The sequence below is a fragment of the Lysinibacillus telephonicus genome, assembly GCF_003966145.1.
GTDB lineage: Bacteria > Bacillota > Bacilli > Bacillales_A > Planococcaceae > Ureibacillus > Ureibacillus telephonicus.
This window is the reverse complement of record NZ_RXNR01000097.1, coordinates 1-11,646: the sequence shown is the minus strand read 5'-3', so window position 1 is coordinate 11,646 and position 11,646 is coordinate 1. Positions and strand designations below refer to the sequence as shown.

The 11,646-nt window shown below is 33.6% G+C and carries 11 protein-coding genes and 1 other annotated feature; of the genes, 3 read left to right on the top strand and 8 right to left on the bottom strand.

Annotated features, from left to right (window positions below; all coding sequences use genetic code 11):
* Positions 1 to 229: 229 nt before the first annotated feature.
* Both mecA and spxA read right to left on the bottom strand, forming a co-directional pair.
* Positions 230 to 880 (bottom strand): adaptor protein MecA, encoded by a 651-nt coding sequence (gene mecA / locus EKG35_RS19240; RefSeq protein ID WP_126296159.1) that lies wholly within the window; start codon positions 878 to 880, stop codon positions 230 to 232.
* 400 nt (positions 881 to 1,280) lie between these two features.
* Positions 1,281 to 1,676: a transcriptional regulator SpxA gene (spxA, locus tag EKG35_RS19235; protein ID WP_185807827.1), complete on the bottom strand. Its 396-nt coding sequence runs from the start codon at positions 1,674 to 1,676 to the stop codon at positions 1,281 to 1,283.
* A gap of 474 nt (positions 1,677 to 2,150) precedes the next feature.
* Positions 2,151 to 2,366, top strand: a binding site (T-box leader).
* Positions 2,367 to 2,464: 98 nt separating this feature from the next.
* Between spxA and trpS the strand changes: the two genes are divergently transcribed.
* Positions 2,465 to 3,454, top strand: a complete 990-nt coding sequence (gene trpS / locus EKG35_RS19230; RefSeq protein WP_126296157.1) for a tryptophan--tRNA ligase — start codon at positions 2,465 to 2,467, stop codon at positions 3,452 to 3,454.
* A 282-nt stretch (positions 3,455 to 3,736) separates the two neighbouring features.
* Here trpS and fabF read toward each other — a convergent pair whose 3' ends face one another.
* Positions 3,737 to 4,972 (bottom strand): beta-ketoacyl-ACP synthase II, encoded by a 1,236-nt coding sequence (fabF, locus tag EKG35_RS19220; RefSeq protein ID WP_126296155.1) that lies wholly within the window; start codon positions 4,970 to 4,972, stop codon positions 3,737 to 3,739.
* 66 nt (positions 4,973 to 5,038) lie between these two features.
* On the bottom strand, positions 5,039 to 5,977 hold the full coding sequence (locus EKG35_RS19215; protein ID WP_126296154.1) for a beta-ketoacyl-ACP synthase III: 939 nt from the start codon (positions 5,975 to 5,977) through the stop codon (positions 5,039 to 5,041).
* A gap of 190 nt (positions 5,978 to 6,167) precedes the next feature.
* On the opposite strand from EKG35_RS19215, the gene EKG35_RS19210 reads away from it, so the two are divergent.
* On the top strand, positions 6,168 to 6,359 hold the full coding sequence (locus EKG35_RS19210) for a YjzD family protein (RefSeq protein WP_126296153.1): 192 nt from the start codon (positions 6,168 to 6,170) through the stop codon (positions 6,357 to 6,359).
* A gap of 256 nt (positions 6,360 to 6,615) precedes the next feature.
* On the opposite strand, the gene EKG35_RS19205 is transcribed toward EKG35_RS19210, so the two are convergent.
* Positions 6,616 to 8,739 carry an ATP-dependent Clp protease ATP-binding subunit gene (locus EKG35_RS19205; protein WP_126296152.1) on the bottom strand — a complete coding sequence of 708 codons (2,124 nt, stop codon included), beginning with the start codon at positions 8,737 to 8,739 and terminating at the stop codon, positions 6,616 to 6,618.
* A 219-nt stretch (positions 8,740 to 8,958) separates the two neighbouring features.
* Between EKG35_RS19205 and EKG35_RS19200 the strand changes: the two genes are divergently transcribed.
* The gene (locus EKG35_RS19200; RefSeq protein WP_126296151.1) at positions 8,959 to 9,654 is read left to right on the top strand and encodes a Crp/Fnr family transcriptional regulator; all 696 of its coding nucleotides are present in this window, start codon (positions 8,959 to 8,961) and stop codon (positions 9,652 to 9,654) included.
* 361 nt (positions 9,655 to 10,015) lie between these two features.
* On the opposite strand, the gene EKG35_RS19195 is transcribed toward EKG35_RS19200, so the two are convergent.
* From EKG35_RS19195 to EKG35_RS19185, 3 genes are all read right to left on the bottom strand, one after another.
* Positions 10,016 to 10,498 carry a hypothetical protein gene (locus EKG35_RS19195; RefSeq protein WP_126296150.1) on the bottom strand — a complete coding sequence of 161 codons (483 nt, stop codon included), beginning with the start codon at positions 10,496 to 10,498 and terminating at the stop codon, positions 10,016 to 10,018.
* A 281-nt stretch (positions 10,499 to 10,779) separates the two neighbouring features.
* Entirely contained in the window at positions 10,780 to 11,229 is a 450-nt protein-coding gene (locus EKG35_RS19190) for a DUF1569 domain-containing protein (RefSeq protein ID WP_126296149.1), read from the bottom strand.
* 119 nt (positions 11,230 to 11,348) lie between these two features.
* The gene (locus EKG35_RS19185) at positions 11,349 to 11,522 is read right to left on the bottom strand and encodes a Fe3+ hydroxamate ABC transporter substrate-binding protein (RefSeq protein WP_126296148.1); all 174 of its coding nucleotides are present in this window, start codon (positions 11,520 to 11,522) and stop codon (positions 11,349 to 11,351) included.
* Positions 11,523 to 11,646 lie beyond the last annotated feature (124 nt).

The following is an 11,646-nucleotide window of genomic DNA, read 5'->3' as shown; positions in this document are numbered from 1 at the left end:
TCATTTGCACGTATCACCTTTCATTGCTTGTTTCTCGACAATTCAAGTATATAGAAATCGGTGATTACGTGCTTTTTTATTTATGAAATTTTTTCAAACCCCAACAAATATTATAGAGCCAAAATTTTTATATTGTAGCAACTGCCTTTAAAAAAAGATATCAGCGAAAAACTTGATTTTTTAATTAAAAAAAGAGACGCCTCATCTTTGGACAAGACATCTCTCAAAATTATGCGAAGTATTCGATAACAGTTTCGAAACAATTTTCAGCCATGATTGTTTCACCATATTCTTGAAGACGATAAATTGTAATTTTAGAACTGTTTAAGTATTCATTAATAATAGATCGAATATTTAAGCGTTCTTCTTTTTCAACATCCGAGAAATCTATCGCTGCATAATAATATTTTTCGTATTTATACAATGATGAGTGTAGTCCGTATGAAACAAGTCGATTTGCCACAGGAATAATTTCATCAATGTCTTTAAATTTATAAATTGAAATATTTGTGATTCCTTGATGTTCTTGATTTGCTTCTTCATCAAATGAATCAAAAATAGATTCGTCTAATTTATTATGAGCAGCTTCTCGATGTTCCTCAAAACTCGAAAGCAAAGAGTTGGACTCTCCATCAGCATTAAGGTTTGCACGAGTCACAATGACTTCTAGACCATGTTCAGAAGCGTTCACGTGAATCCAAATTGGGCCATCTAAATCAAAGTAATCTTCAGTGTTTATTTCGCCAATCATATCCCAGAAAAGTTCTTCCCCTTTTGCTCTGTTATACCAAATTTCTTCGCGACTATAGCCACGATCCTCTATATCACGATAAGTAATAAAGAGCTTAATTGTGTTTTCGTTTACGCGTTCGATGTCCATTAGACTTCAACTCCCTTCACAGTCATTCGTTGAAAAACAAAGAAAGCGTTCTTAGTATGTTTTGATTGCATAGTTTTAGTCTTGCAATTCAAATTATTACAACGATATAGAACAAAACAGTATTTATTTATATTAATATGCTTTATTCTATAATTCTATTGTATGATTACCTAAATAAAATGAAAAGGGAAAAACATCATCCAAACAAAATAATTTGAATATTGAAATTGTAGTAGACTATACATTCGAAATCAAGTGTAAAATTTTGAAAAGATTTAATAATTATATGTGATTTTTATTCGAATGTATTCCCTGCAAATTATCTTATCTGTACTAATAAAATAAAACAAAAATCGATAAAATCCAACTAAAATGGATTTTATCGACGTTTCTCTAATTCCTAATTTACCATTCGTTGAGCTTCAAGCAATTGGAATGCTCTTACTTTTCTTGGCAAGAATCGACGAATCTCATCTTCATTATATCCAACTTGTAATCGTTTTTCGTCTAAAATAATAGGGCGACGCAACAAGCCAGGATATTCTTGAATTAATTCATATAGTTGTTGTAAAGGAAGGCTTTCAACATCTACATTTAATTTTTGGAAAATTTTAGAACGTGTTGAGATAATTTCATCCGTACCATCTTCAGTCATTCGCAATATTTCTTTAATTTCACTAATTGTTAAAGGCTCTGAAAAAATATTGCGTTCTCTATATGGAATGTCATGTTCTTCTAACCATGCTTTAGCTTTTCTACATGATGTACAGCTTGGAGAGGTAAATAATGTTACAATCATTATTACACTTCCTTTCTTAGTGGTTTAATCTATTTTCAAGCTCTTATTAATTTAGAATTAATTTAATTTAAGATTATGTTTTTATTATACATCATTCTTTCCCATTTGGATATAGTCTACCAATAAAAAAGATGCAACAGATAATATTTTTTGTGAACAAATATTCTCTATAATACAGACATTTTCATTATCAATGGCTATAGCTATAATTTATATTCCCTCTATATTCCAAGTTCAAACATATCCTAAAAAAATTCTTACACTACTTATCCCATTCTCAATTAGTCGACATTAATCGAGAAATAATCATAACTTTCTGTTAATTGCAACGCTTTTTTACAGAAAATTATTTTGTTAAAATATTTTTTATTAATACAATGTTAGCCAAACTCATACTTTTTCATTCCAATTTTAGAAAGAAAATATCATTTGCTTTTATACCTGTTTTTTTATATAATTTTTAAACAAATTGGAAAAACTATGACAAAGAGTAGTACATTTGATTTCCGTGTATAGAGAATCTGTGGTTGGTGCAAACAGAAGACGGAACAAATGGAATGGACTTTCGAGTTGGCTTTATGAACCTTAGTAGTAAAGCTCGTACACTTCACGTTACGAAGATCAAGTGGTCGAACTTTTTTCGACAAGCTGGGTGGTACCGCGGATTCAACATCATTCGTCCCTATACGTTAATCGTATGGACGCATGATGTTTTTTATTTGGTGGTAAAAAGCACTCGCCTGCTTTGCCAAACTAAATTGATTTTTCATATAGGAGGATTTTTTATGAAAACTATCTTTTCAGGAGTTCAACCAACAGGAGTTATTACATTGGGAAATTATATCGGAGCATTTATGCAATTTCCTTTACTTCAAGATGAAGGCAATGCAATATATTGTATTGTTGACCAACACGCAATTACTGTTCCACAAGATCCGAAAGAATTACAGCAAAACATTCGTACACTCGCTGCAACATATTTAGCTACAGGAATTGATCCAAATAAAGCAACTCTATTCATTCAATCTGAAGTACCGGCGCACGCACAAGCAGGATGGATGTTACAATGTGTTGCAACAATTGGTGAATTAGAACGTATGACACAATTTAAAGACAAATCTGAAGGAAAAGAATCTGTAACAGCAGGTCTTTTAACGTACCCACCATTAATGGCTGGCGATATCCTTTTATATAATACAAACATTGTACCAGTTGGTGATGATCAAAAGCAGCATATCGAATTAACACGTGATCTTGCAGAACGATTTAATAAACGTTATGGAGAAGTATTTGTTATTCCTGAAATTCAATTGCCAAAAGCAGGCGCACGTATTAAATCATTACAAGAACCAACTAAGAAAATGAGTAAATCTGATCCAAATACTAAGGCAACAATTCGATTCTTAGATACACCAAAACAAATTGAAAAGAAAATTAAATCCGCTGTTACGGATTCTGATGGTTATGTAGCTTTTGATGAAGAAAATAAGCCAGGTGTTTCAAACTTATTAACAATCGAGTCCGCTGTAACAGGCATCGATATCGAAACACTTGTTAAAAAATATGAAGGCTTGGGCTATGGTGCATTTAAAGAGGGTGTAGCAACAAGTCTAATCGAGCACCTATCCCCTATACAGGAAAGATTCAATGAATTAATTAACTCAGATGAACTAGACAAAATTTTAGATGAAGGCGCCCAAAAAGCAAATGCAATCGCTTCTAAAACGATTAGCAGAATGGAGAGCGCGATGGGATTAGGTCGAAAATTAAAATAAATAATACAATTAACGACCCGATCCCTAAGTATAATTCATAAGTTCCAAGTATGAATGCCCAAACAGCAGACCATGAATAACCGAGTGTTCTATAATTTAAATATAGTAAAAGATTGCCAAAAGACATAACACAAATGCCATAGTTAAATAAAAAAAGAATAAAACGAAACATGTCCACCTTCCTTTATTAAGTTAATATTCATTTTGCCATATAAAAATGCCTTTAGCTTTTCGCTAAAGGCATTTTTGTTATCGACAAAGTTCTATTTTCTATTATTGAACTTAATCTATTTTTCTTAATAATAAACTTGCATTATGTCCACCAAAGCCTAATGAATTACTCATTGCATATTCAACATATTGTTGTCGCGCTTTGTTTGGAACATAATCTAAATCACATTCAGGATCTGGAGTTGTTAAGTTAATTGTTGGAGGTAAAATACCTTCTTTTAAGGCAAGAGCAGTAAAGATTGCCTCTACACCGCCAGCTGCCCCCAATAAATGTCCTGTCATTGATTTTGTTGAGCTCATTGCTAATTTATAAGCATGCTCACCAAATACTGATTTAACAGCCATTGTCTCGAATAAATCGTTATATGGCGTACTTGTTCCGTGTGCGTTAATATATCCAACTTGTGTTGGATCAATTCCACCATCATCTATTGCTTGTTGAATTGCGCGGGCAGCTCCCTCTCCATTTGGAGCAGGCGCTGTAATATGATGAGCATCCCCTGTTGAACCATAGCCAACAATTTCTGCATAAATTTTGGCACCGCGAGCTTTCGCAAATTCATAGTCTTCAAGTACTAGAACTCCTGCTCCTTCTGCGATAACGAATCCATCGCGATTTGCATCAAACGGACGAGAAGCAGTTTCTGGATCAGGGTTTAGTGATAATGCTGTACTTGAGCAGAAACCAGCAACTGCCATGTTAACAATAGGAGCCTCAGCACCGCCAGTTATCATCACGTCTGCATCACCGCGTTGAATAACTTTAAATGCATCACCAATCGAGTTTGTACCTGATGCACAAGCAGTTACTGAACAAGAATTAATGCCCTTTGCACCTAAGTGTATTGAAACTTGACCAGAAGCCATATTTGGAATCATCATTGGTACGAAGAATGGGCTTACTCGACGTACACCTCGTTGCTGGAACATTTCAAATTGATTTTCAAACGTTTCCATACCACCAATACCAGATCCAATCCAAACACCAACTTTATGTGCAATATCGTCTGTAATTGTTAAATTAGCATCTTTTACTGCCATAATTGATGAAGCAAGTGCATAATGAGTGAAACGGTCCATTTTTCTTGCTTCTTTTTTTTCAACGTATTGTTCAATATCAAAATCTTTAACTTCCGCTGCTACTTTTGCAGGGAATTTTTCAGTGTCTAATCTTGTTAATGGGCCTACACCTGATTTACCAGCGATTAACGCTTGCCACGTTTCTTCTGCTGTATTCCCTAGAGGTGTAACAGCTCCAATACCTGTAATCACTACTCTTCTCTTCATAGTATTCTTTATCCCCCTTAGGTTATAAACTATTTTTAAGTTACTATAAATGATTTTACAATTCCATTATTTACCCCATTTAATGACAGCTGCTCCCCATGTTAAACCACCGCCAAAACCAACTAATACTATTATATCATCATCTTTAATATTACCATCGTCTAATTCATCTTTTAATGCAATTCCAATTGATGCCGATGATGTATTTCCATATTTATGGATTCTTTTAGATAGTTTTTCTTCTGGCAGTTCTAAACGTTCTCTGGATGCTTCCATAATGCGGATATTCGCTTGATGTGGGATTAAAAAGTCAACATCTTCCTTGGATAACCCTGCTTTTTCTAATACAGATACTGCAGATTCTCCCATTTGTCTTACTGCAAATTTAAATACTTCTCGGCCATTCATTGATATCGCATCACGTTCATTTAAAAATAGATGTTTCCCACCTGTACCATCAGCACCTAATTCAAATGCTAAAATGCCTCGACCATCACTTACTTCTCCGACCACAGCTGCACAAGCACCATCACCAAATAATACTGCCGTATTTCTGTCTGTCCAATCAGTAATTTTTGATAATTTTTCTGCGCCTACTACTAATACATATTGATAGCTTTTACTTTCAACAAATTGTTTAGCCGTTGCTAATCCATAAATAAAGCCAGAACAAGCTGCTGAAACGTCCATTGCTGAAGCATTAACTGCACCTAAATATTCTTGCAGCTGACATGCAACACTAGGAAATGATTGATCTGGAGTTACAGTTGCAACTAATATTAAGCCGATTTGATCAGCTGTAATATTCGCATCTTCAAGAGCTTTCTTGGCAGCTTCTAAAGCAAGTTTAGATGTATTTTCATCATCTCCAGCAATTCTTCTTTCTTGGATTCCTGTTCTTGTTCTAATCCATTCATCATTTGTATCTAAAATTTGTTCTAAATCAAAATTCGTAACTATTTTTTCGGGAACGTATTTCCCTAACCCAATAATCCCTGCATTCATTTTGAATCCCCCAATCTTTAAGACTAACATTTAGTACTTGGTCATAATTATAGCTCATAAATTTTCTTTCCTCAACCTTTAATTCATGAATTGTTCTAAAAGTTTATTGTCCTTTTTTATAGTCCTATGTTATGATAAGTAAGATGAATATAGGTATACTATTGAAAAACGTTCAGTAGAGGTGAAATTAATGCAATATTTAATGACTTTAGTATGGTCTTTCCTATTAGTTACAATGTTAAACTATGTAGTTAGCTCAGTTTTAGATGCTGATTTTAACTTTGCAACTGGCGCTATTATTTCAGTGATTTTTACTGTCTTAGTATTTATTATTAGTGCAATTATTCCAAACGAGCCTACACCAGACGCAGAGCATCATTAATATTTAACTACCAAAGCACTTCAGAATAGGCGAAGTGCTTTTTTATTTTTATAATAGATGAATGATTAAAACAAAAATTCCAGCCTCCAATGAAGCTGGAATCGTAGTATGAAGATTATAATAATTTTGTCAATCTCGCTTTCTTGTAGCTGTACAAACTATGTACAACAGGCTCATTCGAGAATGACAATTAATTATACTTTTCTTAAATAAATCTAGATCATTTTATATAAATCTTTCCGCTGCTATAAAAACTCTATTTCGAAACAACTAATTCTCCATCTTCCATAATTACTTGCAATGAATCACCTGGTAGCACTTGACCTTTTAACAGCTCTTTTGCAACTGCTGTTTCAACATAGCGTTGAATAAAGCGTTTTAAAGGCCTTGCACCAAACTGTGGATCAATCCCATTTTCTACTATCCATGAAATAACATTATCTTTTACCTTTAACTCAATCTCTTGTTCAGCAAGACGCTGTTGCAATTGTTGTACATATTTCCAAGCAATTGCATTAAAGTGTTCGGAAGTTAATGCATGGAATATAATAATATCATCAACTCGGTTTAACAATTCTGGTTTAAAATGCCCTCTTAGCTCAGCCATCACTAATTGTTCTACAGATTCATTCTCATTTGCCTCTAATAAGTAATGCGAACCAATATTTGATGTCATAATAATAACCGTATTCGTAAAGTTCACTAAACGACCTTGACTGTCCGTAATTCGACCATCATCTAAAATTTGCAATAATATATTTGCGACATCTGGATGTGCTTTTTCAATTTCATCCAATAATACGACTGAATATGGATTTCTGCGAACAGCCTCTGTTAATTGTCCACCCTCTTCATAACCGATATATCCTGGTGGGGCTCCTACAAGGCGTGAAACACTATGCTTTTCCATATATTCGCTCATATCGATGCGAATAAAATGTTCCTCCGAATCAAAAAGTTGTGCAGCAAGCGCTTTTGCAAGCTCTGTTTTACCTACACCGGTTGGACCTAGGAATATAAATGAACCGATTGGCCGATTTGGATCGTTTATTCCAGAACGTGCACGCCAAACAGCTTCTGTTACAAGATTTACTGCCATGTCTTGTCCAACGACCCTTTCATGAAGAGTATCCTTTAAACGCAGCAATTTTTCACGTTCACCTTCAACAAGCTTTGTAACAGGGATTCCTGTCCATCTTGAAACAATCGCTGCAATTTCCTCAGCAGTTACTTCTTCTCGTAAAATTCTTGCTTCTGATTCTTTCTTTAATTCTTCTTCAAGACTTGCCAATTCTTTCTCCAATGCAGGAATTTTACCATGACGAAGCTCCGCCGCTTTATTTAGGTCATATTTACTTTCAGCTTCTTCTAAGTCTCGACGGTAGCGATCCAACTGTTCTCGTTTTTTCTGGATTGTCTGCAAGCTTTGTTTTTCTTGCTCCCATTTTTTGCGCATATCTTCAGCAGCTTGCTTTAAAGTTGCTAATTCTGAACGTAGCACATCTAAACGTTTCTTGCTAGCTTCATCCTTTTCTTTAGTTAAAGCCTGTTCTTCAATTTCTAATTGCATAACACGACGAGTAACCGCATCTAGTTCTTGCGGCATTGAATCAATTTCTGTACGAATCATAGCACATGCTTCATCGATCAAATCAATTGCTTTATCAGGTAAAAATCTGTCCGTAATGTAACGATTTGAAAGCTCTGCTGCCGCCAAATTTGCGCGGTCATGAATACGAACTCCATGATGCAATTCAAAGCGCTCTTTCAATCCTCGTAAAATGGATACCGTATCTTCTATAGAAGGTTCCCGTACCATGACCTGTTGGAAGCGTCGTTCAAGAGCCGGATCCTTTTCAATATACATACGATATTCATCTAAAGTAGTAGCACCAATACAGTGCAATTCACCACGGGCAAGCATTGGTTTTAGCATATTTCCTGCATCCATTGCTCCGTCAGTTTTTCCCGCCCCAACAATCGTATGAATTTCATCGATAAACAATATTATACGACCGTCCGAGTCCTTTACTTCTTTTAATACACCTTTTAAACGTTCTTCAAATTGTCCACGATAGCTTGCTCCTGCAATTAAAGCACTCATATCAAGCTCATATAGGATACAATCCTTCAACCCTTCTGGTACATCTTTTCGAACAATTCTTTGTGCTAACCCTTCAACAATTGCAGTCTTACCTACACCAGGCTCACCAATTAAAATAGGGTTGTTTTTCGTTTTTCTTGATAGGATACGAATTACATTTCGAATTTCTTCATCACGACCAATAACAGGATCCATTTTGCCATTTTTTACTTGTTCAATTAAATTGCGACCAAATTGCTCTAATGGACTACGATTATCTTGCTGCTGAAATTGCATCCTTTAACACCCTTTCAAAATGGAAATTACACTTTGACCTTTTTTGACTATTTTGATTATAAGCTGTTTAAAAAGTAAATGCAAAAATTATCACTATAAAGTTTTTTCGTTATTTTAAAGAGTTATGCTATTCTATATTTGGATACATATTTTTGAATTTTATTTAATTATCCTTAAAAATTGCATTAGTTTTCACTATTTAAAGGATGTGATGAGACGATGACATTGATAAATTCATTACCTGTAGATTTTTATCGGTTATTTGAGGAACATGGCTTATTACTGAAAGTTGATAAAGGCAGTCGTATCTTTCAAGAGGGTGAAAGTGCCGGCGATATTTTTTTAATTAAAAACGGCTCAGTACAAATTAGTAAAGAAACTGAAAGTGGAAAAGAACTAACTTTTCGAATTTGTGGAAAAAAAAATATTATTGGAGAATGTACTTTATTTAGTCCATTAACAATGCATTCAACATCTGCAAAAGCAATCGTTCAAACTGAACTTCTTACAATTAGCAAGGATTCCCTTGAAATGATGTTGACTCAACAGCCTTCACTAATGATTGATTATTTAAGATGGCTACAAAATGAAAATCTTAAAAATCAAAGCTTATTGCGCGACTTAATTTTACACGGAAAAAAGGGTGCATTATACTCAACACTAATTCGATTATCAAATACTTATGGTGAAGTAATTGATGAAAAAAAGGTGTTTATTAATTACAGTTTGACAAATACAGATATAGCAAATCTCTGCTCAACTAGTCGAGAAATGATTAATCGTATGTTAAATGATTTAAAAAAGCAAAAAATTATTTCTTTTGATAAAGGATACATTACAGTATTAGATTTACCTTATTTAAAAAATGAAATATGCTGCGAAAATTGTCCGGCATCTGTTTGCAGAATTGATTAGGATTTGTAGCCTTGGAATAAAGTTTGACTAAAAACACCTCAAAAACTAAATTCAACGGTAAATAGTTTAATAAGAATTTCATAAACACAACTCGACCAAATTAGGCCGAGTTAATATCTTTTCTTATAATTCCAATTAACTTATCTTTCTCATCCGCTAAAAAAAGCATCCATTTTAGATGATTTACTTTGGAAATTTCGATATATTATCCCATAAATAGGTTTTAACTTTATAATGTGAATTTTTAAATCGGTTAAAAAATCTATTTTATTATTACTTTGGAATTAAGGGGGAATCAATAGCCCTTAACCATTGCGCTCGATCGTGGAATAATAAAGCGAAACAATCTATTCTGTCCTTCTTAAAGCGGTCCACCCTCAAAACCAATAGGCCATCCATTTTCTTTGAATTTTACTTTAAACTGAAATGCGTAAGGATAATCTCCATAAATAAAAGCAATCGTAAAGCCTTTAAATAAATAGTCATCAAAATTAATCAACTTTCCAAATGATATTGCAGATAAATCATAATTCTCTACTTCTTGAGTAGGAAAGAATTCCTTTAAATACTTTAATGCACGGCTAAGATGTTGCTGGAAATTGTCGAGTATTTTACCCGCCATTTCAATAAATTTTTCATTTGGCTTTTCCATATTTCCTTGTACAAATATTTCTACATCTTTCCAATCCTCTATATCAATACTACAAAACCATTGTTTTGGAAGGGAGTTTTCTTCTTCATCTCCGAAATATGTATTTGTCAGGTTCAATTTTTCTGCTTCATTTTTACTTAACGGCCTAGAAAGAACAAGTCTTTTATGCAAAATATCTTCAAAATTGATCATTTATTCACCTCTAATACAATACTTCATAAACCCATCTACACTTTAACATAATTATCCAGCCAACTTTAAAGCTTTCGTTCAAAAAGTGGCCATTAAATGGAAATAAACGCTTCTCTTAGTCAAAGATAGCGCCCTATTATAGCAGATCATTATGTAAGATAAAGGATTCTTAAGTTGAGGAAAGAATTTTTTTTAACAATAAAGTAATTATTTATTTCTAAGTTAAGGTATTTCGTTACTTTTCTCTTTGGTCAACTTTTATTTATATTTCTAAAAACAAACTAAACTCCAAACTGTTTTAAATGATGGTCAAGGTGCTTGTATATTCCTTTTCCCCATTGCGCGGAAGTAAGTTTACCGAAAAAAGGATGGGGATGAGTCGTACACTTCTCTGGACCATTATTTTGGAAGGTTATAATTTTTTGTTTCAGTTTTTCCTTCTCTGTTTCAAATTCTTTTTCATCTACAATCAAAATGGTCGGAATTGTGGACATATTTTTGGCTAGTGGCTTGTCATTATAAAAAATCGGTTTCACAAAGTTTCCTATTAATATTCCTAACCAACCTCTCTCTGGAAAAGAGTATCCCATTGCAATGTCTTGAAAGGATGAACAATGTGCTAGCATTTGGGCAACATCCATTTTACCCCATTGATATTTTGAATTAGGGCTTAGTTTGTCGATACGGTTTAAAATTTCCTCTAAATGCAATTGATTAAAAATATTTTTCATCTGTATATCCCCCTTTACCAATCCACTCTACATCACTACAAAAAATCTTTTTATTTTGGCACTTTAATCAAAACAGCACTTTTCTTATACTAAGAAAGCGTCCGATAATTCAATAATAATTAGTTAGCCTTACTATTAAAGCAATCTTCGCAAATTAATTTTCCTTCATTTTGCAAATAGGCTTTAATTTCAGTCATACCCTTTCCTTCTGGATAACGCATTTTTACAAATACCACATCATTACCTTTAATTTCTTTATCACATTGATTACATTTAGGTACAATTTTAAACAATGTTATAAATGTCAACACCAATATGTACATTTTTGCTCGTTTAAGGATGTACAAAATTACTCGTTTTCCGGGGCTAAATAATGCTTTAATCGGTATGATTCGCCGACGATTGTGACAACGCTAG